Raw genomic sequence first — 24,315 nt, 5'->3', positions numbered from 1 at the left:
CAGCTCGTGGCGGCCATTGCCGGTTCCCCCGGCATCGCAGCTCACGGTTCCCGGACGTACCCCCATATCTTGTCCGGCACCGCTGACCGTCCGGCAGGATCAACGGGGTGAAATTTATCGGTGGTTGCGCGCCGACAGGATCAACCCGTCGAAGTCGACGGGTCGCCAGCGGTCGCGGCCGGCGGTGCGGACGGTCCAGCCCTGTTCGTTGGAGGCCGGCTCCACGAGGACGGCCTGGCCGTCGCCGATACGGGCGGACAGCAGTTCCCATATGCGGTCGCGGATTCGGCGGCTTGGGTTTCCGACGAAGACGCCGGCGTTGACTTCGATCATCCAGCGGGTGAGGTGGCCGCGGAGGCCGTCGGGGGCGGCGATGAGGATGATGACGGTCATGAGGCGTCGGCCTGAGGGTCCGGCTCGTCGAATTCCGGGCCGATGACGGCGATGTGCTGTTCGCCCATGTCCGCGCTGCGCAAAGCCTGTTGGGCGTAGTTGGTGCCGCCGGCGACGGAGCCGGTGCGTTCGTCCCACAGTTCGTTGGTGTCGATGTCGCCGAAGTCGGCGTCTTCGGGGTTGAGGAGGTTTTTGACGTCGTTGACGATGCGGCCGAGGAGGCGGTCAGCGGCGATGCGGTCGCGGAGGCCGAGTCGGGCGTCGCGTTCTTCGATGAGGCCCTTCGCGGCCAGGTCGAAGGCGAGGGGGATGGTGTACTCGGCTTTGTAGAGGTCGGCGATGTCCATGACGAACGAGGTGGCGGCGCCGGTGTGGACGAAGCCGAGGCCGGGGCTGGCGCCGAGGCCGGTGATGACGGCGTGACAGATGCCGTAGAGGGCGGCGTTGGCGGCGGACAAAAGGCGGTTGAGGTCGTCGCCGGCGGCGAAGGCGTCGCCGGCTTTGTAGACGCGGCCGTTCCAGGGGACGCCGGCGCGTTTGGCGTGGGCCTGGTAGAGCTTGCGGACGCGGGCTCCTTCGCGTCCACGCAGTTGCTGCATCGTGCAGGTGGAGACGTCCTCACCGGGGAACCGCATGCCGTACATGGCGCGGGCGACGGCGAGGCGTTCCTTGGGGCGGGTGACGAGGTGCGCCTGGCGGTGGAGCAGGCCGGCGCCGCGGCTGGGGCCGAGGCCGGCGGCGTACATGCGTACTCCCTGTTCGCCGACCCAGCAGACGGCGGTGCCGGAGTCGGCCAGCAGGCGGATGGCGCCGTGGGTGACGCGGGTGCCCGGGCCGAGGAGCATGACGGCGATCATGGCGGCGGGGACGCGGACGGTGTCGCGCTTGTTGATGATGACGACGGCGTTCTCGTCGCGGTCGAGGTGGCTGCGTTCGACGTAGACGCTGGAGACGCGGTCGGCCAGGCGGTTCAGGTCGTGGGGGTGGGCCTTCCACCAGATGTCGGCCATCAGGCCGCCTTGGCGGTGAGCGGTGCGAGGGTGAGCAGTCCGCAGCCGTAGGCCTTGGCGGGGCCGATGCCGGTCAGCAGGCGGTCGCGCAGGGCAGCGGGGTCGGTGATGCGCAGACGCCCCTCAAAGGTGGCGGTGTGCAGGGTCACGGGGGCACCGCGGCCGTTCTTGGTGAAGGTGCGGCGGTCCCGGGAGGTGATGCGGACATCGCGGAGTTCGGCCGGGTCGGGTTGGGTGCTGGTGGTGTCGGTGAAGGGCGGCGGGGCGGGGACGTGGAAGCCCCAGCTTTCGGTGCGTTCGAGGAACCAGTTCAGCTGGGCGCTCGCGGTGCGGTGCCCGATGCGGAAGGAGCGGGGTCGGTCCGGGCGGGCCGCCTGCTGAGGCGAGGGCTTGTCCGGTGTCCGGGTGTTCTGGACCGGGTTGGCGGTGAGGCGGAAGGCGAACTCCCGGCCTGCGGCGAGTTGGCCGAGCACGGGGGTGTAGTCGCGGACGGCGGCGTGTTCGCCCTCGGCGCCGGGCCAACCGGCGGATTCGACGACGTGGGTCCAGTCCGGGTGGGACGCGGTGAGGACGAACAGTTCTGGCCGGTGCGGGTTGTCGCTGTCGAGCCGCCACAGGATGCGGTCGTCCGGGTTGTGGTCGGGCAGTCCGCCCATGACGGCGCCGTGGATGGCGCGCGGGCTGGCGAGGAGTTTGCGGCTCGCGGAGCGCAGCGGGTTGATGCGGATGCGGGATAGGTAGCTCATCACTGGTCCGTGGGGTCAGCCCAGAAGGGCGAAGGGGTCATGGGCGGGACCGTCGTCGTCACGGGCGGTGCGGGGCAGGCCGGTGGGCACGGTCAGCCAGGTGTGCCGCACATTGCGGGTGGTGAACCCCCGCCGGAGCGGGTCGAAAGAGGTCGGCACGTCGTCCAGGACGTCGTCGCCGGCCGGGTCTTCGACGGTGGCGGCCAGATCGGTCGTCGTGGGGTCGGTCCGCCGTCGGGCCCACGAGTGGCGCACGTGTTCGGCGGCCTGCCAAGGGAGCGCGGTCAGGACGTCGTCGAGACCGCCGCCGTACAGGCCGAGGCCCACCGGCTGGGTGGGGGCGCAGGAGCGCCGTCCAAGGGCAATGGGGAAGGCGGGGCGGCGGACCGCTGTTTCCAAAGTGGCCATGAGGTCGCGGGGGCCGGCGATCGCGGCCACGAAAACGGCATCCTGGAGGTAGTACCGCGTGGTCAGGTGGGTGTTCTTGGCCGGAGAGGTGAGCTTCTGCACGCCCTTGGCGTTGACAGCGCTTTGGAGCAGTGGCCGTTCCCGGTAGTCGCTGACGGTGTGGTAGTCGCGCAGGAGGGTGCCCGGCTGGTCGACCCGGACGCCCAGGCGCAGCGGCAGCAGATCCTCGATGGGCTGCTCGCGCGTCCGTCCGGCCGCGGCGGCGAGGAGTCCGAGGACACCGGACTTGGTGGGCTCGGCCCGGGTGTCGCGGCGGTTGAAGGCGCTGCGCCCGCCCCAGGACTGCAAGGGTGCCGCGAATCGCAGCACCAGCACGGCTTCGTCCGTCGGGGTGGTGCCGGTCACCGCTGATCCCGTTCGACGGCTGCGGCCAGCTCGGCGCGCAGGCCGGTCAGCAAGTTCGAGAAGGTGACGCCGACGCCGAATGCCTTGGTAAGGCTGGTGGTCTGTTCGCTTTCTCCGAAGGTGTGACAGGCGGCCTTGTACAGCGGGGTGTCGCCCCACGCGCGGACGGCGTCGCCGTACTCACGGGCGAGGCGGTCGGCGGATTCAGTGGCCAGGCCGGCGGTTGGCGGGACGGGGCGTTCGAAGGCGGAGACGAGGTTGACGGGCTGGTCTTCGCGGACGACGACGGCGACCAGGCTGGGGCGGGTGCGGTGGGCGAAGGAGTTGGCGTGGCCGGTGGGCATGGAGCGGGCGAAGGTGTCGACGAACAGCTCGACAGCCGCCAGGGCGGCGTCGGTGTCGCCGCCGAGGTTGTCGGTCAGCTGGTGCAGGCCGACGGCGGCGTAACGGTAGAGGGTGGCGGAGTTGAAGCCGATGGTGCCGATCATGCCGGCGCCTGTCTCCTCCTTCTCGTTCTCGTCGTCGACGGCCGTGTAATAGTCGAACTCGAGTTCCGTGGCGTGGGTGGACAGCGCGTGGGCGACCTGGGTGGCGGCATCGACGTTCAGCGTGGGGATGTCGGCGACCATCCGTCCGAACAGGGCGACGTCCATGGGGTGTCCGGTGCCGAAGGCTCCGGCGACATCGAGATTCTTGATCTGCTCGGCGAGGTCGTCGTCGGTCAGCGCGGTCAGCTCCGCCGCCCGGTCGGCGACGAGGTCGACGACGGTCTCCAGCTGTCGGCGTCCGTAGAACAGCAGGTAGGCGGTGTCGCCGGCCTTGCGGCCGGCCTTGATGCCGAGGGGCGCCAGGAGGGCGCCGGCCAGCCGGGCGGCGGCTTCCTCGTCGAGCCCGGTGCGCTTGCCGATGCCGGTGGCCAGGCGGGAGGCGATCTTCTTGGTGCGGACGGCGAGGTCGGCCTCGGGCACCTGTTCCGCGAACGCCTTGCGGGTGGCGCGCTTCCACGCCTGCGAGGAGACGCGGGACCTGCGGACGCCGCCGAAGTAGGCCTCCTTGGGGTTGCCCTGGTCGTCGCGGTTGAGGTTGGCGGGCGGCACGGTCTGCAGGATGTGGACGTCGATGTAGAGGCGCGGGGCCATGATGGTGCTCCTGTTTCGGGCAGGTCGGATCGTGGTGCCCGCGCCTGGCGAGCACCGGTCGGACGGTGCGATGGTGGTCAGTTGTCGCCGGGCTCGTTGTCCTCGCGGCGGTCCCAGACGTGGTAAGCCATGCCCCAGGCGCGACGGACCCGCGGACGGGCCGACGGCGTGTCCCAGGCGGCGATGTCGGTCATCAACTGGTTGTAGTCGAAGCCCAGGTTGGCGCCGCGCAGCTGCGTGACCAGGCCGCGCAGGCAGCGCAGGAACGCGCTGGTCGATGACGCTTGCAAGGTGGCGCCGACGCGCGCGTCCAGCGCTTCCTCGCTGCATGTACCGCTGCGCCGCAACTGCCGCAGGGCGGCGGCCGGCTGAACGCCGTGGCGGTGCATGGAGTCCTTCTTGCCCTGCTGGTGCAGGCCGTACAGCGTGAGGGCGCCGTGCTCGGCCCGCTGCTCACGGGAGACTTCCCCGAGAAGGGCGAGGCGGTCGTCGACGGGGCAGGTGTAGTGGGGCCACAGCGCCGGAACGGTGACCGGCTCGCGGCCGAGACCGGAGCGCATGGCGGCCAGGTCTTCACCGCGCGGGCGCCGTTCCTGCTGGGTGTGGGGATCGAAGCGCCAGGAGCCGTCCTGGCGGGCGTGCCGGTCCCAGTACCGCTGGACCTCGGTGGTGGTGGACACGTGGTGCTGCCTCTCGTGGTGATACGTCAGACGGCTTCCGGAACGGGCTCGTCCGTCGTTTCGGCGGCTTCGGCGCGTTCCGCCCGTGCGGCTTCCGCCGCTTCGGCGGCCCGGGTCAACGTGCCTTTCAGGCACGACCGGAAGGACTTTTCGGCGCCCGCCTGCCGGAACGTGCGATCCTTGCCGTCCTTACGGATGGTGCGGCCGTTGAACGTGCCGGGGGGCGCGGCCGCGGCGACGGTGTCGGCGGCCATCAGGGCCTGCTCACGGGCGGCGTTCTCCCACAGCAGCATCCGTTCCTCGACCGCTTCGAAGTCGTCGCCGAGCGGACGCAGGTCGCTCAGAAGCCGGCGGACCAGTGGGTCCAGGGCGTGCAGCAGGATCTCGCCCGGTCGCTGCCCCTTGTCCCACGGGATGGGCTCGGCCCCTGCGGCGCGGCGGATGTCGGCGGACAGCGTGTTGACCGCACGGGCCAGCGTGTCGGCCTGGTCGGCGGCCTCTAGGAGCGCGCCGCGCACTTGGCCTGGTTGCAGGGCAGCCACCGGCAGGGGGATCGCGTCGGCCATGACGTCGTCGATCACGGCGGACTGCGTCCCGTAGGCGATGCCCGTCAGTTCGACGCGCAGCGAGTAGCCGTCCGGGAGCTGCTTGTCGGTGCGCAGCTGACGCAGCAAGGTGCTGGGGCGCAACCCGTCCGTCCTCGTGCCCACCGTGCGATCGCGTCGGTCGGTCTCCAACAAGGCTTCCATTCCTCGCCAGGCGGCCACTCCGGGTTGCAGGCGGCGGGGGCGTTCGGTGGTGACGCCCGTGCTCTTCTTCGTCCGTCCGGTGGCCTCGGTGCGCCAGGACGTGTGGGGTTCGAAGTCCGGGGTTCGGTTCATCCGGTCGCCGGCCGCGATCAGCACCCGGGAAACACTCATGCCGGTCCCGGTCTCCTCCGGCACCAGCCGGATGCGTCGCGACTGCCACGTCCACAGGTCCAGATAGCCCCTCGGCGCCCGGGTCCGCCACTCCGGCGTGGCCACGGAAAGCGTTTCGTCAACGCGCCCCGAGATAGCGCGCCGACGCCACTGGGGCAAGTCGTCGGACAGCAGGGTGTGCCCGGTCGGCACGTTCAGCATCAGCGTGTCGAACAGGTTCCGGCCGCCGGGCGTCACCGTGGCGAACTGCCCCAGAGGGCCGGTGGGGTTGCCGGTGGTCTTCCCGGCCTTGGCCTGCGGGTCGCCCACGACACCGGTCTTGATCGCGGCGGTGTCCCAGCAGTGGGTGTGCAGCAGCCAGCGGGCCGCCTGCGCCGGCGACAGGCGAAGGGGATCACCCTCGGTGCGGGTGGCGAACAGCGGCACGTTGTTGCCGGACGAGGCGGTCGCCACGAGCAGTGCGGCACCCTTCGTCTCGTCCTTGGCTGTCCGAAGCCCCGCCACCTGGGCGAACGGGTCCACCGGGTGGAACAGGTCGAACAACTCCCGGTGCTCGTCGAGGTACCGGCCGATCCGGTCGGCGGCATCTCCCTCGAACCTTCCCGCGCTCATGACGCGCGCCCATACCTCAGCGTCCACAACGTCCCGCAGGGCGTCCACGACCACCGGCAGCAGCACCTGGCGCAGCAGCGCGGGCTTCTGCGTCGGCAGCTCCACCACCAGGTCGGCGAACTCGTGGGCTCGGAGAATGGCATCGCGGAGCCCGACCGACAGCGCCGGTCCCCCGTCCACCGGCCGGACGTCCTGCCAGGGCTCGTCAATGAGATTGAACGACAACGCCATTCCTCCAACTGCCTACCGAGTGCTCATGCAGCGTGACACCAAGTATTCACCTGCCGCAGGTATTTCGTGAAATCCGATGAAACTTCATCCGCTTCAGCGGATCATGGGATGTGAGAAGCCTCTGGTGAGGGGCATGATCCGTGCCTGCCGACAGCTCAAGCAGAAGGATGGAGCTCGGCCCCGCGGTGCGGGGATGGTCGCCGATCGGTTCAGCGGCTCATCGGCCGGTCTGCGGGTGCCCAGCGCCGGTGACCAGGCCGAGCCGGTCGTCGTAGCTGACGGGTATGCCGCCCAGCAGCGTCCTGCGCTCGCCATCGAGCACCAGCGCGCGGCTGTACCGCAACCACGGGTGCTGGAGCCAGCCGGGCAACGGCCGCAGCTCCGCCGCAACAGCTGTGAACTTCGCCGGCAACCGCACGGCTCCGGACAGCAGATCGTCCAGGACCTCGTCCGCGACCACTCCGTTCGGCCCCAGCACGCGACCGTTCAGCGTCGTCCACCGCTCCTCGTCCCCCACGACCAGAACGACTTCGACGCCCATCTCGCCGTCGCGCACCAACGCCTCGGCCTGCGTCCCGCTCCGTGTGCCGACAGCTCCGTCGTGCAGTCCGGCCAGCGTCGGACGCTCGTGCTCCCCGCGCCGGGTCAGCAGCAGGCCGGCCGCCTCGTCGGCGCGCGAGAGCTGCTTCCTCGTCCAGAACGAGAGCGCCTTCTCCTCGTCCGCCTCCCACACCGTGCCGGCGAGCGCCGTCGGCACGTCGTAGACAGCGCCGACCAGCTCCGGCACCCGACCGGGGATCTCCCACGTGCCGACAGGCCCAGCCGGTAGAACTCCGGGTGCGGAGGCCGCTTCTGCGGCGGTGGGTGCGGGGGCCGCGCCGGGGGCCGCCGGCGCCGCTCCGAGGACGACGGCGAGTGAACGCAGCAGCAGATAGCGGCTGTAGATGGCCTCTGCCGCAGCGGGGAACTCTGCCGAGCCGCCATCCTGCAGGTCGTAGCCGGTGACCACCACGTGCGGGGACGACACTCGCGCCGGGCGCTCCACGCCCTCGTGCCGGTGCAGCCGGCCGATGCGCTGGAGCAGCAGGTCGACCGGCGCCAGATCCGTGACGAGCAGGTCGGCGTCCACGTCGAAGGACTGCTCGGCCACCTGCGTCGCCACCACGATCAGCTTCTTCGGTCGCTCGTGTCCGCGTTCGCGCGGCTGCGGGCCCAACAGATTCAGGCACTCCGCGGTCGCGTCCGCTCGATGGCCGTCACTGAACCGGGCGTGCAGCAGACGGAGTTCGTCCGGAGGGAACCGCTCCCCAAGCGCCGTCAACAACGACTGCGCGCGGGCCACCGTGTTACGGATGACGAGCGCACACCCGCCCTCCGACAGCCGCTCCGCCAGTAACCCGGCCACGAGCTCGTCGCCGGCTCCGCCCTCGTTGGCCTGTTCCGTAGCGACCGGTTCACGCATCACCTCGACGGTGACCGGCAGGTCGGCCCGCCACGACAGGGCATGACCCGTCCGCGTCGTCGCCACCGGCTCGTTCTCCCGGGGCTCGCACCAGGCCGACGTTACGCACGGATAGCCTTCCGCCCTCAACGGCTCGTCCAGCGCGTACTCTTCACGGGAAGCAGCACCTGACAGATATGCCTCGACGAGGGCCTGCCGCTGACCGGCCGCCAGCGTCGCCGACAACAGCACCACCGGAACGCGCGCCTGCCCCAGCCACCGAAGGCACTCCTTCAGGAACTGCGACATGTAGACGTCCGCCGCATGCACCTCGTCGAGTACCACGACCTTGCCGACCAGCCCCGCCATCCGCAACATCACGTGCTTCGTCCGCGTCGCCGCGAACAGCAGCTGATCGATCGTGCCCACCACGAACGGACACAGCAGCCCCCGCTTCGGCCCCAGAAACCACTGCGCCGGCCCGCGACGCCCGGATCCGATCTCCTCGCAACACTCCTCGTCCATGCCGAACGAGTCGTTGCCGCGCTCCATGCCGTACTCGTCCACGCCGGCGAACGCCGCGTCCGGGTCCATTCCGCCCAGCTCCGTGAGCGCCTGCCACTCCTTGTTGAAGCGCCGCTTGCCATGCAGCAACGCGACCTGACCGGCCAGATCCGGATCGATCCCCTCCAGCCAACGGCGCACCTGCCCGTACATCGGATCGCACGTCGCCTGCGTCGGCATCCCCACGAATACCCCGTCGGCCCCGAACCTCGCGGCCAGCACCTCGGCCGCCGCCAGCGCCGCCTTGGTCTTCCCTTCCCCCATCGGCGCCTCGACCACCAGCAGCCCTGGCGCCGGCATGTCGCGCGCCGCCTTCAAAACCATCTGTTGCGAGAGCCTGGGATCGTCCCCGAAGCGGTCCACGAACACCGCGTCGTCCGGCTCGGCCAGCCGGCCCCAGCCCCCATGCAGACCCAGTGCGTCCCACGCCCGACCGGCACGCTCCCGGGCACCGCCCATACTCACTTTCGCGAGATCACTGATGCCGCCGAAGTGCGGCCCGCTGGCGATCCAGTCCGCCATCACCACCAACCCGCTCGCGTGCAACTGCGCCGCACGGGACGGCAGCGTCCCCTGCGGCTCCACGCTCGTGACACCGTCGAACCCCAGCGCCCGCGAGAACTCATCCACCAGCGCCGTCTGCACCTGCGCCCACAGGCCACCCCCCTCCAACTGCCCCCGCGCCTTCTCCGGCGGCCCGCACTCACCGGCGAACGTGCCGTGGTGCCCCGCCACCAGCGGCCACACCCAGCCGATCTTCTTCGCCCCCCACCCCGCCTCCCGCAACACCCGCGCGAGGATGAACCCGCCCGCCCGGTCATGCCGCCACCATCGCGCCCACTTCGCCACGAACGCCTCGGGCCACGCCAGCCCGGCGGCCCGCACACCCGCCGCCCCCACAGCCCACTGCCACTGGAACGCCGGCGTCGCCTTCCCGCAGTCGTGCACCCCGCACAACCAGGCGAACAGCCCCCGCCCCCTCCCCACGCCGCCGGCCACCTCGTCCCACGACGCCTTCGTCGACGGCGCAAGGAACCGGTCCCACACGACCTCCGCCACCGCCGCCGTGTCCAGCATGTGCGACAGCAACAGATTCATCACCCCGCCCGCCTTCTCGGCGGACTTCCCCCATAACGCCCCCAGAGCGGCCACCACCTCCGGCGAGCACCCCTCGCCCACGCACTGTGCCTGACCGCTCACCAGCTGGTACCTCATCATGTCCCGCACCGTAAACCCCGCCACTGACAATCGCCCTCCCCGAGGGCGGTGACGGGAACTCACGTAAGAAGCTGGACAATCGGCTTCGACAACGAACGCGGGGCGGGACGTGCTCTCCTTCACTGAATCCAACCGAAGGAGAACACCGCTAGCGTCCGGTAACGTTGCTGGTCAGGAAGAGTCGGCCCCGCGCGAGCGGGGGTGTCCCCATTCTGTGTCGGCAACCCTCTGACCTGCGAAGGTCGGCCCCGCGCGAGCGGGGGTGTCCCGGTGTGACGGTGACGACTCTCCTGATTCCCGACGTCGGCCCCGCGCGAGCGGGGGTGTCCCGTGACCGCGGCCGCGTACACGACGGCCCGTTGGCCCCGCGCGAGCGGGGGTGTCCCCCCGGCCTCACCCAGGCCGGGGCCGGCGGAGTTGTCGGCCCCGCGCGAGCGGGGGTGTCCCCTGTCGGGTAGGTCCTACGCCTTGCGGATCGGGGTCGGCCCCGCGCGAGCGGGGGTGTCCCGGTGGCGCGCAGCTCTTCTTTGTCGCCGCGCAGGTCGGCCCCGCGCGAGCGGGGGTGTCCCGCTGTCGAGCAAGCGCCACGGCGTGTACTCGATGTCGGCCCCGCGCGAGCGGGGGTGTCCCCCGTATCTGACCTGCGATGATGACGGACTACTTGTCGGCCCCGCGCGAGCGGGGGTGTCCCGCCGGGGTGGACGTGCGGAAGCTCGCCACGGCGGTCGGCCCCGCGCGAGCGGGGGTGTCCCCCAGTCACTGACGGCCGCCCCGCCCGCCTCTAAGTCGGCCCCGCGCGAGCGGGGGTGTCCCGCACAGGTGGCGCCGATGGCCGAGCCCGTCGTGGTCGGCCCCGCGCGAGCGGGGGTGTCCCTCGAGTCGCCCGAGGCCCGGATGCAGCAGCCTCGTCGGCCCCGCGCGAGCGGGGGTGTCCCGCTGCTGTGATGACGTCTCGACATCCAGCACGGGTCGGCCCCGCGCGAGCGGGGGTGTCCCGCTCCCTCGTCACGGGGGGACTGCAAGTCCCGAGTCGGCCCCGCGCGAGCGGGGGTGTCCCCTGCGCACCGGCACGCTCACCCCGGCGTCAGCGGTCGGCCCCGCGCGAGCGGGGGTGTCCCCACGGCCGGCCCTAACGGCACCCCCAGGGTCGGGTCGGCCCCGCGCGAGCGGGGGTGTCCCCTGACCCCGTGCGCCTCTGCCAGCGCCTTTCGGGTCGGCCCCGCGCGAGCGGGGGTGTCCCGGATCGGCCTAAGGTCGGTCGTCTCGAAAGATCGTCGGCCCCGCGCGAGCGGGGGTGTCCCTGGGCTTTCAGTACCGCGTGGTCCGGTCGTTGGGTCGGCCCCGCGCGAGCGGGGGTGTCCCGCCCAGGTGGGCGCCCACACGGCGCATGTCCGGTCGGCCCCGCGCGAGCGGGGGTGGTCCCCCTGATCACCGCCGCCGTCCTCCTCGCCGGCGGTCGGCCCCGCGCGAGCGGGGGTGGTCCTAGCTGACAACGGGACGATTTTGGCCGGATGGAGTCGGCCCCGCGCGAGCGGGGGTGGTCCGCCGCTGCGACCGGTGTCGACCAGTTCACCATCGTCGGCCCCGCGCGAGCGGGGGTGGTCCGTCGCCTCCGCAGCACCCCTTTCGACGTCCCCGGTCGGCCCCGCGCGAGCGGGGGTGGTCCCCCGTCATGGACCCGGCTGTGCGCGGTGATCCTGTCGGCCCCGCGCGAGCGGGGGTGGTCCCTGGTGCGCCCACGCCTCCAGTTCGACGGGCGCGTCGGCCCCGCGCGAGCGGGGGTGGTCCCACCAGCACGTGGCCCGCGGTCCGGGCGGCGTTGTCGGCCCCGCGCGAGCGGGGGTGGTCCCCCGCCGTCGCCGTTCGCCGACGCCGACCCGACGTCGGCCCCGCGCGAGCGGGGGTGGTCCCCGTCTCTCGTCGGAGCACACGCTCTTCATCTTGTCGGCCCCGCGCGAGCGGGGGTGGTCCCTTGCGGGCGACCTCGCGCATGGCCGCCCTTTCGTCGGCCCCGCGCGAGCGGGGGTGGTCCCACCCGTGCGAGGCAGTGCACCGGTCTTGAAGAGTCGGCCCCGCGCGAGCGGGGGTGGTCCGGTGCCCTTCACCTACCGCGTGCCCGAGGGCGAGTCGGCCCCGCGCGAGCGGGGGTGGTCCCGGGGCCGCGTCGTCCGGATGAGCACCACCGCGGTCGGCCCCGCGCGAGCGGGGGTGGTCCTTCGGTGACCATCTGTGTAAGCGGTGCATCCGAGTCGGCCCCGCGCGAGCGGGGGTGGTCCGCGGGCTCGGCCTGGCGGCCCGGCGTGCGGTGTGTCGGCCCCGCGCGAGCGGGGGTGGTCCGCTGATCGCGGGCGGCGCCACGGTCACCACCGGGTCGGCCCCGCGCGAGCGGGGGTGGTCCATCGCCTCCCCCTTGGAGGTGGCCGGGGGTGTGGTCGGCCCCGCGCGAGCGGGGGTGGTCCGGTGGGCGGCGACGTCGCCGTCAGCGGCCCTCTGTCGGCCCCGCGCGAGCGGGGGTGGTCCGACGTACGGGCGTGGGCGGAGCCCGGAGCAGCCGTCGGCCCCGCGCGAGCGGGGGTGGTCCGGTGCTGGTGGCCACGGACCCGGGCGTGGAGTTGTCGGCCCCGCGCGAGCGGGGGTGGTCCCGTGGTGATGTCGGGGTTGGGGGCGGCGTCGTGGTCGGCCCCGCGCGAGCGGGGGTGGTCCCTCGCGCGGGTCCGCGCCGTACGGGACGGCAGCGTCGGCCCCGCGCGAGCGGGGGTGGTCCTGGGGCAGACAGCACGCGAGTGGGACACACCGTGTCGGCCCCGCGCGAGCGGGGGTGGTCCCTCCCGGCTTACCTTTTCCGGGATGGATGCTGTGTCGGCCCCGCGCGAGCGGGGGTGGTCCCCGCGTGTGGGTGCGGACGAGTACGCGGTCGCCGTCGGCCCCGCGCGAGCGGGGGTGGTCCCTGGCGGGACAGGTCGTCTTTGCCGTCGGCATGGTCGGCCCCGCGCGAGCGGGGGTGGTCCGCACTGGACCTGACGGGTCCCCGTCGTCGCGAAGTCGGCCCCGCGCGAGTGGGGGTGGTCCGTGGTTGGCGGACGTATTGCCCCGCCTGAAGGCGTCGGCCCCGCGCGAGCGGGGGTGGTCCGCCGCCCGGATTGCCGCCGAAGAGAAGGCCGCCGTCGGCCCCGCGCGAGCGGGGGTGGTCCGCGTCACGACGTCGCTGCCACCATCCAGCGCCTGTCGGCCCCGCGCGAGCGGGGGTGGTCCCAACGGACCCGTGCGGGCCATGGACACGTCGACGTCGGCCCCGCGCGAGCGGGGGTGGTCCGAGTGCAGTGATCACGGGTGGTGCCTTTCGGGGGTCGGCCCCGCGCGAGCGGGGGTGGTCCTCCCGCCATGACCACCCCTTCCCCCGCCGCACCGTCGGCCCCGCGCGAGCGGGGGTGGTCCTCCCGCCATGACCACCCCTTCCCCCGCCGCACCGTCGGCCCCGCGCGAGCGGGGGTGGTCCTCGGCGATGCGCGCGCGGTGGAACGCGGGCTGTGTCGGCCCCGCGCGAGCGGGGGTGGTCCCCACCTGGTCGCCGAACCCCTCGGTCACGGCGCGTCGGCCCCGCGCGAGCGGGGGTGGTCCGGGGGATCATCTATGCCTCCTGTAGAGGTAGGAGTCGGCCCCGCGCGAGCGGGGGTGGTCCCCCTTCCGCCATGAGCCAGCTCATGGCGTTGTCGTCGGCCCCGCGCGCGGGGGTGGTCCCAAGACCGCCGACGCGATGGCCGCTATCGAGGAGTCGGCCCCGCGCGCGCGGGGGTGGTCCCGAGGTCTACGCGGAGCTGAGGGCGGTCCGTGAGTCGGTCCCGCGCGAGCGGGGGTGGTCCGGTGGGAGGCGACCGATTCCCGATCCTCCTCGGGTCGGCCCCGCGCGAGCGGGGGTGGTCCCGGTGCATTCGGACGGGGTAGCCACCACTGCCAGTCGGCCCCGCGCGAGCGGGGGTGGTCCCGGCTGGCGGTAGACGTCGGCGGGGTCCGTTCCGTTGCGGAGGAGTCGGCCCCGCGCGAGCGGGGGTGGTCCTGGTCTGAGCAGCGTAAACGCCCTCAGCTAGGGGTCGGCCCCGCGCGAGCGGGGGTGGTCCAGGTGCGGCGCCCCGCGACGCTAGAACTCCAGCGTCGGCCCCGCGCGAGCGGGGGTGGTCCTACGGTCGCCCGGTGCGCCCGAGCGTCCCGCAGGTCGGCCCCGCGCGAGCGGGGATGGTCCGCTATGTGGGTGCCCGCACGGACGAGATCCTCAGTCGGCCCCGCGCGAGCGGGGGTGGTCCCTCCGGCGGTCCCTGCCGACCCAGGCAGTCCGGGTCGGCCCCGCGCGAGCGGGGGTGAGGACGACGAGTCGTTGCCGATCATCACCGCGTCGGCCCCGCGCGACGGGGGTGGTCCCCCAGTTGCAGTTGCCGAGATCGTGCTCCAGCTGTAGGCCCCGCGCGAGCGGGGCTGGTCCCGCAGTGCGCCCCCGGCTCAGTTGTGGGCAGGGGTCGGCCCCGCGCGAACGGAGGTGGTCCCCACGTTCGTGGACGTCATCTCGGCCCTCACAGGTCGGCCCCGCGCGAGCGGGGGTGGTCCCGCACCGCCACCGCAGTACAACCAGTACGTCGGCCCCGCGCGAGCGGGGGTGGTCCCTGTGCACCCGGCTGGGGCTGTCGCGCACGGCCGTCGGCCCCGCGCGAGCGGGGGTGGTCCCCTACAGGAACAGCTAGGAACAGCTAGGACCTGGTGGTCCCCGCACCCGCGGGGGTGGTCCCGTCAGGTCCTGGTGGCGCGGGAAGCGCAAGTGGTGCTCCCCGCACCCAACGGGGTGCCCCCGGTCGACTGCCATCACTCCGCACCCGAAAGCTGGGAGCGAACCTCCGATTCAGCGAACTCCGGCAGGACCTCACATGGCGCGTGTCTTCGGCAGGTGCAGCGTCTGCTCGATACGAAGCGAGTCCCCGCGGGACGGATGGTTCGTCACGCCACCAGCCCGCGTTTCCGGCTCCTGCCGGGGGCACCACCTTCTCCCGCCCAGCAGGAGAATCGTTTTCGCAGGTCAGCAGGCACGTTCCGCGGCCCGGCGCAAGCCGGAACGGACCACCCGGCAGGGGCGGAGCCTTCCAGCCGCCTCCGGCTCAGGCCCGGCTCCCGCGAGTAGCCGCCGACAGCTCGCGAACGAGATCTCAGGAACCCGATGAGGAAGACCACCGCCTCACGCACCCCGCCCAGCCCCCGCCGAGCCCAGGGCCACCCCGACGCGCACCGCACACAGGCCGACAACAGCACCGGCACGCCGTTCCCGGCCCACCCCGCCACCTGCACCGGCGGAACGCCACCGTTCAACCCGGTGATCAGACAGACACACCGCAGGCCGCACCTCCGTCTCCTCACCGGCGAATCGACCCTGGCGAGATGTGAAGACCACCCGCCGCCCCCTGCCCCACACCCCCGAAACACCGCCCCGGCGAGCCAACCGCCCAGCTCCCCCTTTGGCGGCCGGCCGGTTTGAGCCCCCTGACCGCGATGCGCTCCCGGAGGATCGCAGCCAGGACCGGATGACACGGCACGGGCAGCACGTTCGCCTCGGGCCGGCCATTCAGGTCGCGGGCGTCACGGACGTCGCGGGCATCGCGGAGCTCGCCGGAGTCCGCTCAACACTTCCCGACCTCGCGGGCAGCAGCGTGGAACAGCAGCTCGCCCCACCGTTCCCTCCGCCCACCTCTGGCAGCGTGAGGTAGCCGGTGCCCACGGCGACGACGAGCTACCCCCGCAAGCGCGGGGGTAGCCCCCGGCAACACAGGAGCGTGCACGGTCCGGCCGTGTGATCTCCGCAACCGCAGGGGCCCTCCGCCCCGCCGGTAGGCAGTTGGCCCGGGCAGTGGCCCCCGCACCCGCGGGGGGTGGTCCCGACTAGGAGCACAGCGACGCCCCGCTCGCGAGCGTCGCGGATCTCGCCGGAGTCCGTCCAGCGCCTCCCGACCTCGGGGACGGCGGTGTGAGCCCACCACTCGACCCGACGACGGCGACGAACCACCGCTGGAGTACCCGTCCGCTGACGTTGCCGTCAAATACTGCCATCAAGCAGTGCGGAAGCCCCATTGGAGCCGAATCGGCGAGGCTTCTGTCTGTCCATCATCCAGCTACAGCCCGCCATTAATCGGCCCGTTCAAACCGGTCAGTTAAAATACTTCAAAAACGTGCGCATGTGGAATTGCCTCTACACCCAGGGCCGATTTTAGAAAGAGAAAAGAGACTCGGACTTCAAGGAATTACCATTCGCTATCACAGCTCACCATCAGCAATTTGGCGAGCCGCGTCATCCACTACTTCATTCCAGGCCGTCAGCCGTTCCACATCCAATGCTGCCAAAAGGGCCTGGCGAACCTCTCAAAATGCAAACCCGCCATGAGTTCGACGGACTCTTGCAATGGCGCGCTCAAATCCGTCCAGGTTCCTCCGAACCCTTGGCATGGATTTTTCGCACTCGCTCGAATCCGCCATCCCCTGGTCACCACCAACCATGCTCGGTGACGCGGTGGCCAGGTCCGCGGCGAGGACGGCGTCACCGGCGTGCAGGTTCTGGATCGGCTTCGTCCCACCGCCGCCAGTGCCACCGGCGTTCCGCCGACGAAGGTGCGGGCTGCCGCCACTTAATAAATGTCATCACCGCCCAACTCACCCATCTGCGACAGCCAGGCGCGTCGCAAAAAATCCAGGAATATCAAAATCCCGGGTGGACGTTCAAATATTCAGAGTTCAAGAACTCCGTGAAGGAGGCCCAGTGAGCCATCGGAGCACGCTCCCCTTCCATACAGAGGGAAACCGGCGGATCCTGCAGAGTTGACGAATCCATCCAGTAGACTTGATATCCCTGATGCATGGCGAATACTACGGCACCATCAGGAAGATCCATCCCCTCAGGATTATCAGCGAAAAACTCATCAGAAGCTCGCCGCATCTCGAGGATTTCAGGGAAGAATGCATCGGTCCCAAGAAGGATCCGGCCAGCACCACGCCCCATCAGAGAAAGGAATTCCTCATACCGCGCAGGAAATTTCCGAATTCCCCATTGTTCGCGAACGCACTTCATCTCCGCATCAGTCAGTCCTGCAACAGATTCGGGGTTAGCCCTCCGCAGGCCCGCAGCAATATCTGAGATAGAAAGCATCATCCCTATCCCGTCGTAATGTCGATTTGAATGCCAGGAAACACTTGACTGAACTGATTGATTAGGCCCTCACAGCTGTCGCACACGGGACGCTCTGAGTACAGATCTATCGTACCCTGGGACTCGGGACTAAGGCGCTGCGCTACGGTTTCAAAAATATGCGTCTCCGAGTCGTAAGGCCGAGTTCCGGGATCGAACTGCCGCGTGGCGGGCATGCCGGTCTCTCCCGGGTTGGCATGCTTCCCGCTCGTCGCCGTCATGACTTCATCCGACCCATCAATTCGCACTCGCGCAACCGCGATATTTTTATTCGCCTTAACGCCGAGGCCGCCATTTGCGCTGGCTCGATGATTAGCTGCTATTTCGGGAAGATCGCAGTTGTGCACCAAAACCGGCGTCGTCCCGGCCACCACATAGTACGTATGCAGGGCCGCAACCGTCAGGTCGTACGTGACCGCCACGGCGTGGTAGTTCCGGACCGTTTTGACGGTGGCCGTGGTGCCGTTCGGTTCGCGGAGGCGTGTGCCTGGGGTGAGCTGGTTGGCGTTGGTCCAGCGGTGGAGGGTGGCGTTCCAGAAGGGGTGGTGTTTGGTGGTGGTGAGGGTGGCGGGTGGGGCGTGGGCGCCGTGGCCGGTGGTGGCGAGGGTGAGTTGGGTGAAGTCGTGGTCGGTGGTGGTGGTGATGAGGCGGACGATCTTCTCCGGCTCGGTGGTGCCGGTGGCCGGGTCCGTGGCGAGGACGGTGTCGCCGGCGTGCAGGTTCTGGATCGGTTTCGTCCCCCCGCCGGCCAGGGCCACCGGTGTCCCGCCGACGAAGCTGTGGGCTGCCGCGGCGCACCCGGAGGTGTCGTCGGCCGCCGCGTCGGCCTGCGCGGCGTCGGCCTCGGCTCGTGCGGCGTCCTCACCGGCGTCGGCGGCCTTCTCCAGGTCCTCCGCGCCCTTGAGGACTTCTTCGGCGTCCTCGATGGCGTGCCAGACCTTGAAGGCTTCGACGCCCACCTTGACGGCTTTGAAGACCTTGCCCCAGGGGACGAAGTTGAGGGCGGTGGAGATGCAGCCCATCACATCGCCCTTGGTGAAGCAGCTGACGGCGTCGTTCACGCCGATCAGGTCACCGACGAGGCTGAGGATGCGGTGCCCGAGGCCCTCCTGTTCGGCCCTGGCCGCGTTCGCCGCGGCGTGGGCGGCGGCGGCCTGGTGGGCCTCGGCCACGGCTTCGGCGGCGGCTTCCTCCTGGGCGGCCTTGTCGATCGCGGCGGTGGTCTCGACGCTGGGCTTCTGGTAGGTCGGTGAGCCGGTGTCGATACCGCTGCCGCCCGGGTCGCCCTGGTGGACGTCGGCGCCGTTGCCGTTCGGCAGGCAGCCGGGGCTGGAGACGCCGCCGGCGCACATCTGGCCGGTGGGGTCGGACTTGGCGACGGGGCTGTTGTCGGCGTAGGCGTAGGCGTTCCACTGCTGGGGGTCACCCGCGTCGATGAGGGGGTCGGGGGTGAGGAAGCGGCCGGTGGCCGGGTCGTACTCGCGGGCGCCGAGGTTGGTCAGCCCGGTGGTGTCGTCCTGCTGGCCGCCGACGAAGCCGGTGGTGCCGAGCCAGCCGGTCCCGGCCGCGGTGCGCTGCTGGCCGAAGGGGGTGTAGGAGCGCCGGTCGACCTGCGTGGTGTCGGAGGCGTTGATCTCGATCAGGGTGGTGTTCTGCTGGTTGGGGATCGTGTAGTCCACCGTGCCGGAGCCGTCGCGGACGGCGACGGCCATTCCGGCGGCGGTGATGTGGCGGACGGCGGTCGGGGAGGTCGAGCCCTTGGCGAGGGTGACCTCCTCGTCGCCGACGTAGAGCGTGGTGGACTGGTCGTCCTGTCGGATCAGCAGGCTCCCGGACGCGTCGTACTTGTAGTTCGTCGTCCCGGTCGACGAGCCGGTCGTGGCCAGGGAGGACAGATTGCCCTGGACGTCGTAGGTGAGGGTGTCGGTGCTGGCCTGGCTGGTGCGGCTGAGGGTGTTGCCGTCGGCGTCGTAGCCGTAGGTGATGGAGGACCCGGCGATCGGACCGGCGGCGTTGGCGCTGGAGGAGCTCGCCATACCGTGGGCGGGAGATCCTGCTGCCGTGCCGGTGGCGGTGTTGCCGGATCCTCCGACCGGGATGCTGGTGGTGGTGACGTCCTTGGCGGTGGCGCCGGTGGTGTCGTGGTCGGTCTGGGTGAGGCGGTTGCCCTGCTGGTCGTAGGTCCACGACTGCCAGTACGGGTTCGGCCCTCCGACGGTCGCGGAGTCGCCGGCCGCGGGGGTGGCCGCGCAGGCGTCGGTCGCGGTCCACGCCGAGGACAGCCGTTGCAGGTAGTCGTAGGCGAAGCACTGCGTGTCGGTGGCCGCGCCGGTGCCGCCGGGATTCTGCTGGTCGGTGATCGAGGTGATCAGGCCCGAACCGGCGGAGACCTGGCCGTTGGCGTAGCCGTAGCCGGTGTCGTCGATGACCTGGCCGGTGCCGGCCGCCACCCGGGAGTCGGTGAGGCGCTGGGTCTGCTCGTCGTGGCCGAGTGTCTGCCGGACGAAGTTCGTCGACGGCCCGTACGTCAGGCTCTGCGGGTTGCCGAACTCGTCGTAGGCGATGCCGTCGACGTAGTCCCACGAGCCCTTGGCGCTGTTCTGCTGTCCGTATTCGGTGTAGCCGTAGTTCACCGTCTCGGACGGCAGGTTGCCGGCGGCACCGTCGGTGCTGCTGTTGACCAGGCCGGTGTAGGTGTACGAAAGGCCGGTGCCGTAGGTGCCGGCCAGCGCGCCCTCGGAGGCGGGGATGGTCGTGTAGCTGCCTTGCGGCCAGTCGTGCGTGTCGTAGCCGGAGACGGCGGTGGTGTACGGGCTGCCGTTGTAGTAGCTGGTCGAGGAGGTCGGCTCACCCTTCGCGAGGGTGTCGTAGGTCCAGGACGCGACGCGGTTGGCCGCGGTCTTGACCTTCTGCGTCGTGGTGTTGTAGGTGCCGGTCTTGCGGCTCATCGCGTCGTAGGTGTACGAGACCTGCTGGCCGCGTGCGTCGGTGGTGGACAGCACCAGCCCGTCGTTGTCGTACGTCGTGGTGGTGGTACCGGTATCCGGGTCGGTGCTGGACGTCTGCTGCCCGAGCAGGTTGTAGGTCGAGGTCCAGGTGTGGGACGGGATGCCGGCGGTGGCCTGGTCGGTCTGGCCGACCTGGTTGCCGGAGGCGTCGTAGCCGTACGTGACGGTGTCGGGGGTGAGGGAGTTCGGGTTGAAGGTCTGCAGCTCGGTGGTGTGCCCGCGGGCGTCCACCCAGGTCGCCGTCTTCGCGGAGCCGGACGGCGGGGTGACGATCGTCTCGTCGGAGCCGGGATAAGCGGTTTTGGTGTCCCAGGTCTGCGTCGCGTCGTGGTACGCGATCTGGTCGGTCGGCCGGCCGGCGCCGTCGTAGACCGTGCCGTTGGAGGAAGGGACCTGGTTGTCCGCTCCCTGGACGAGGATGTTCGACGGGGCCCCCGTCGTGTAGTAGGCGTCGTCGGTCTTCTGCACCCAGCCGTGCGAGTCGTAGACGGTGTCGGTGACGGTCCGGCCGCCGTCCTCGGTGCCGGTCTGGGTCTCGCGGGAGCGCAGCAGCGCGTCGAAGAGCTGGATCTGCGTCCGGTAGGTGCCGTCGTCGTTGAGGACCTGTGTCGTGACCGTCGAGGGCCCGTTTTTCGACAGGTCGTAGCTGTAGCGGGTGTTGGGCTGGTTCGGGTTGGCCGTCTGGGAGAACCCGGGATCCCACACCGCGGTCAGCCGGCCGAGCGGGTCGTAGGCGGAGGTGGTGGTGTAGCCGGCCGCGTCGACGGTCTTCGTGGCCTCACCGCGGGTCGGGTCGTAGGAGGTGCGGGTGGTGAACCCGGCTGTCTGGCCGAGCAGTTCGGGCTCGACGACGTCGACCTCGGTCGGCGCGGCCCCGGTGGCGGGGACGTAGGCCGTGGTGGTGGTGTGGTTGTCGCCGTCGGTGGAGGTCAGCGGGCGACCGTACTCGTCGTAGGTCTGCTTCTGCGCGGTCACCCAGGTCGGGGTTCCGTCCGTGGCGACGGAGCCGGCCTTGTCGACCTCGGTGACGTTGCCGGAGGTGGGCGCGGCGGCGAAGGTCGTGGAGCCGTCGTAGAACACCCGCTCGTCGCTGACCAGGTCCTTCGGGTAGACCGGGGTGGCCCCGCACGCCACCGACACCGTAGTGACCCGCACCGGGTCCGGCAGCTTCGCGCCGGAGGCGTCCTGCGCGTACTGCGACCGGCTGCACAGCTCGTCGGTGTCGGTCTTGTCGTCGACCTGTGTCGGCAGACCGGTGGCACTGTCGTACGTGGTCGTGGTGACCGAGGTGCGCTTGGTGCCGTCCTGCTTGGTGGTGGTCGTGGTCACCCGTGCGGTGTTGACCTGCCGGGCCGTCAGCGGGTCGAGTCCGACGGCGCTGCGGTCCTGGGTCGCGGTGACCGGTCCCAGCCACGGGTCCGTGACGGTGTCGGCGAGCAGCGCCCCGCCGTCACCGTCGTACGACAGTGTCTCGTAGACCTCGCCGGCCAGGGCGTCGTTGTCCGTCTGGGGGTCGTCGCCCTCGTGGTCGTTGAGGCTGACACTGCGGGTGCCGGTCTTCGTCTTGTCGCCGTCCATGCCGCGGAAGAAGAGGGCCTTGTTCAAGGTGACGGGGTCGCCCGATATGCCGGTGCGGGTGTCGACCCCGGCGAAACCGCGCCACTGGTCCCAAGTGCGGTACTTCGCCTGGGTGCCCGGGCTGTCGTCGAAGTGCCACGCGCCGCCGCCCGCGTAGGAGTAGTCGGTCTCCGTGCCGCGGGAGCCGCCGGTCGGGTCGGACTGGGTGACGCCGGTGACGACGTACTTGTTGAACCAGTCCTCGATGGGGTCGGCCTTCCCCGGCGGGGTCCAGTAGGCCGGGTAGCACAGCCAGGTGTTGCTGTCCTCGCCGGGCGGAAGCACGACACTGGTGCCGGCACGGTTGTCGCACTCCGGAATCGCCGGTGAACTGCCGTACGCGGCCTGGGAGTCGGCGTAGTCGACCTGGATGACGCTGCCGGTCTCGGTGGTGATCCGGTACAGCCGGCCCCGGGTGATGGGCTGGTAGCCGGCCAGGGAGCTGACGCGGTTGGCCAGCATCCTCGGGGTGAACGTCACCGGGTTCGTGCTCGCACTGCCGCCGGCCAGGCCGGTGTGCTTGATCTGGGCCAGCCACAGCGACTTCGGGGTCGCGTCATTGGTCGGCGGGAAGGAATAGGTCAGATCCCAGGAGTCGACGGGCTTCTGCGCGGTGCCGACCAGGACCGTGGTGGCGATCCTGGTCAGTTCCTTGGTGGTCCAGAACGACGGCCCGTGGTTGTCGCAGCTTCCGGTCGACCCGCAGTTCTGGTCGTACGGCACGTCGGGGAAGTCGGAGGCGGGGCTCGTTTCCAGGGTGGCGGTAGCGCAGTCGGCCGGGGCGTCGGGGTCGCAGCGGTCGGCGACCGTGTAGTTCACCACGGCGGCCGCGGGCTCGGTGGTGTCGTAGACGTGGCCGGCGCGCTGGCCGTAGTCGACGTGGTCCAGCCAGGTGTCGCGGGTGTACTTGACCGGTGTCGTGCCGTTGTCGGCCCCGTAGTAGTTCGCCGCCTGCTGATACCAGTAGCTGATCGCGTCCTGGTGGGAGTCGACGACGTAGTCGAGGTTCCACCGGTACGCCTGCTGGCAGGACGAGGCGGCGAACGTGGAAGCGTGGCACGGGTCGTTGACGTCGTTGCCGTACACCGGGACGGTGGCCACCGAGTTCGTGGTCGCGTCTCCCGTCGCCCAACCCGGAAGCCGGTTCAGGCCGAAGTAGTAGGAGGTGCCGCCGGCGGTGACGACCCAGTACTCGTTGTCGTTGTCCCCGTTGACGGTGTCGGTCTCGACCTGGACGGTCTCACCGTTGTCGTTCTGCGGGTGCCACGTGCCGTTCGAGCCTTGCACCAGGGTGGTGGACGAGCCGTTGAGCGACAAGGTGATCGAGTCGGCCGCGTCCGACCAGCACAGGTCGCCGGTCTTGGGGGTGTTGTTGGCGTCCGTGGAGTCCTGGGAGCAGGGGACGAAGTCCCGCTCCACGAAGGACTGGGTGTCCGACCAGCCGTCGCCGGCCCAGCCCGCCTGCGGTGAGGTGGCGGAGGTGCGTCCGTCGACCGACTGGGAGTCGTAGCTGAGGTCCACCGTCGGCTGAAGTCCGCCGGGCACGGTCGGCACCTGGATGGGATAGGACCAGGAGAAGCTGCCGGAGCCGGAGCCGCCCGACCACTGTCCGTCGGGCGTCAGCTGACTCGCCCCGGTGAACGTGCCGCCGTCGCCCGAGGCGTCGGCCTGCGCCAGGATCACCGTCGGCCCGACCGCCGATGCGGCCGGCAGCGTCACGAGTGCCGAAGCCCGGCCGGACACCGAGGAGTTGGTGGTGGGCAGCGGAGTCTGCTTGCGGCACGCTGCCGCCTTCGGCGTCGTCAGCGCGCAGGCGGGGAGGGCGTACAGCTTGAGCCGGGAGCCCCAGCCGGCGCCGTAGACGTCGGCGAAGGCACGGTAGTCCAGGGCGAGGTCCGCCGATCGGGCGCCGGTCGCCGTGTCGGTCCGGGACAGCGACAGCACCACGCCGCGCACTCCCAGGCGGGAGCTCGTCGTCCGGGACGCCACTTGGACCCGGGCGGTCGCCGGTGCCGCGGGGACGGCCTGCGGCACCATACCGTGCGGCTGAACCGTCGCGGCGGCCGCGACGGGAGTCAGGGACACCGGCAGGGAGCCGGCCTTGACCGCCTTGGCGCCCGGTCCGGCCGACATCACGGCTGACGACCGAGCGGCCGTCGGGCCGACCGGTGGTTGCGGGGACGCGAGGGTGACTTCGGCGGTGCCGGCCTTCGGCCATGCCGTGTGCAGCGGAGTGGCCGGCTCGTGGACCGATGGCCTCGCCTTGAGATGTTGCGGCACCGGCGTCACGGCGACCGGTTTCGTGGCCGGAGCGGTCGTCCGGTACGCGAGGCGGGACGACGGTGCCGCGGCCATGACGGGCCCGGCCACCGCGATGGGCACCAGCACCGCGGCGGCCGCGACAAAGGCTGTGGCATGCCGTATACGGCGATGGAGAAATCTGCGGCGGAAAGAGCTCGGACGGAACGGACCGCCACTCATCAATTATTCCCCATCGACGTGAAAATGCCATTGGAAGCTCGGCGACAGAGCGTAAAGCTGGCGTGAAGAGAAGTCAACTTTTTTATGGAACCATCCACATGGCCTTTTCTGATGTCGGATCAGTTCACGCACGTCAAGTGGCCTATAGCCCGGCCAGACGGTACTGAAGCGCACCCTCGGGGAGGCCCTCAATCCGGAATTATCCCCTCCGGAAGTGTTCAGCAATTCTCTC

10 protein-coding genes and 2 CRISPR repeat arrays are annotated in these 24,315 nt (G+C 70.7%); all 10 genes read right to left on the bottom strand.

Translation table 11 applies throughout. From position 1 onward, the window contains the following. Positions 1 to 114: 114 nt before the first annotated feature. The gene (gene cas2e / locus POF43_RS19725; protein ID WP_271322671.1) at positions 115 to 393 is read right to left on the bottom strand and encodes a type I-E CRISPR-associated endoribonuclease Cas2e; all 279 of its coding nucleotides are present in this window, start codon (positions 391 to 393) and stop codon (positions 115 to 117) included. Beyond that, positions 390 to 1,403 (bottom strand): type I-E CRISPR-associated endonuclease Cas1e, encoded by a 1,014-nt coding sequence (gene cas1e, locus POF43_RS19720; protein WP_271322670.1) that lies wholly within the window; start codon positions 1,401 to 1,403, stop codon positions 390 to 392. The genes cas2e and cas1e overlap by 4 nt, the downstream gene beginning before the upstream one ends. Further along, a complete protein-coding gene (cas6e, locus tag POF43_RS19715; RefSeq protein ID WP_271322669.1) occupies positions 1,403 to 2,149 on the bottom strand; it encodes a type I-E CRISPR-associated protein Cas6/Cse3/CasE in 747 nt (248 codons plus the stop codon). Before cas6e ends, cas1e begins: the two co-directional genes overlap by 1 nt. A 15-nt stretch (positions 2,150 to 2,164) precedes the next feature. Then, positions 2,165 to 2,962 (bottom strand): type I-E CRISPR-associated protein Cas5/CasD, encoded by a 798-nt coding sequence (gene cas5e / locus POF43_RS19710; protein ID WP_271322668.1) that lies wholly within the window; start codon positions 2,960 to 2,962, stop codon positions 2,165 to 2,167. Then, positions 2,959 to 4,101 (bottom strand): type I-E CRISPR-associated protein Cas7/Cse4/CasC, encoded by a 1,143-nt coding sequence (gene cas7e, locus POF43_RS19705; protein ID WP_271322667.1) that lies wholly within the window; start codon positions 4,099 to 4,101, stop codon positions 2,959 to 2,961. Before cas7e ends, cas5e begins: the two co-directional genes overlap by 4 nt. 77 nt (positions 4,102 to 4,178) lie before the next feature. Then, complete coding sequence (gene casB, locus POF43_RS19700; RefSeq protein ID WP_271322666.1) at positions 4,179 to 4,781, bottom strand: type I-E CRISPR-associated protein Cse2/CasB; 603 nt, start codon at positions 4,779 to 4,781, stop codon at positions 4,179 to 4,181. 26 nt (positions 4,782 to 4,807) lie between these two features. Beyond that, complete coding sequence (gene casA / locus POF43_RS19695) at positions 4,808 to 6,544, bottom strand: type I-E CRISPR-associated protein Cse1/CasA (RefSeq protein ID WP_372516072.1); 1,737 nt, start codon at positions 6,542 to 6,544, stop codon at positions 4,808 to 4,810. Positions 6,545 to 6,761: 217 nt separating this feature from the next. Then, on the bottom strand, positions 6,762 to 9,767 hold the full coding sequence (gene cas3, locus POF43_RS19690; RefSeq protein WP_282704676.1) for a CRISPR-associated helicase Cas3': 3,006 nt from the start codon (positions 9,765 to 9,767) through the stop codon (positions 6,762 to 6,764). Between the two features lie 180 nt (positions 9,768 to 9,947). Next, positions 9,948 to 13,446: a CRISPR direct-repeat array (repeat unit 28 nt; unit sequence GTCGGCCCCGCGCGAGCGGGGGTGGTCC). A 91-nt stretch (positions 13,447 to 13,537) separates the two neighbouring features. Continuing rightward, a CRISPR array of direct repeats spans positions 13,538 to 14,126; the repeat unit is 28 nt; unit sequence GTCGGCCCCGCGCGAGCGGGGGTGGTCC. A 2,365-nt stretch (positions 14,127 to 16,491) separates the two neighbouring features. Continuing rightward, positions 16,492 to 16,941 carry an SMI1/KNR4 family protein gene (locus POF43_RS19685; RefSeq protein ID WP_271325733.1) on the bottom strand — a complete coding sequence of 150 codons (450 nt, stop codon included), beginning with the start codon at positions 16,939 to 16,941 and terminating at the stop codon, positions 16,492 to 16,494. A gap of 2 nt (positions 16,942 to 16,943) precedes the next feature. Then, the gene (locus POF43_RS19680) at positions 16,944 to 23,735 is read right to left on the bottom strand and encodes an RHS repeat-associated core domain-containing protein (protein WP_282704675.1); all 6,792 of its coding nucleotides are present in this window, start codon (positions 23,733 to 23,735) and stop codon (positions 16,944 to 16,946) included. Positions 23,736 to 24,315: the final 580 nt, after the last annotated feature.

The sequence above is a fragment of the Streptantibioticus silvisoli genome, from assembly GCF_027947535.2.
Taxonomy (GTDB): domain Bacteria; phylum Actinomycetota; class Actinomycetes; order Streptomycetales; family Streptomycetaceae; genus Streptantibioticus_C; species Streptantibioticus_C silvisoli.
Note: the sequence above shows the minus strand (reverse complement) of the source record. Positions and strands in the feature narration are given on the sequence as shown.

Excerpts from the sequence above, each read along its gene's own strand:
- POF43_RS19685 (WP_271325733.1), bottom strand. The coding sequence starts at position 16,941 with ATGATGCTTTCTATCTCAGATATTGCTGCGGGCCTGCGGAGGGCTAAC.
- POF43_RS19680 (WP_282704675.1), bottom strand. The coding sequence starts at position 23,735 with ATGTCGGCCGGACCGGGCGCCAAGGCGGTCAAGGCCGGCTCCCTGCCG.
- cas3 (WP_282704676.1), bottom strand. The coding sequence starts at position 9,767 with ATGATGAGGTACCAGCTGGTGAGCGGTCAGGCACAGTGCGTGGGCGAG.
- cas6e (WP_271322669.1), bottom strand. The coding sequence starts at position 2,149 with ATGAGCTACCTATCCCGCATCCGCATCAACCCGCTGCGCTCCGCGAGC.
- cas7e (WP_271322667.1), bottom strand. The coding sequence starts at position 4,101 with ATGGCCCCGCGCCTCTACATCGACGTCCACATCCTGCAGACCGTGCCG.
- cas2e (WP_271322671.1), bottom strand. The coding sequence starts at position 393 with ATGACCGTCATCATCCTCATCGCCGCCCCCGACGGCCTCCGCGGCCAC.
- casA (WP_372516072.1), bottom strand. The coding sequence starts at position 6,544 with ATGGCGTTGTCGTTCAATCTCATTGACGAGCCCTGGCAGGACGTCCGG.
- cas1e (WP_271322670.1), bottom strand. The coding sequence starts at position 1,403 with ATGGCCGACATCTGGTGGAAGGCCCACCCCCACGACCTGAACCGCCTG.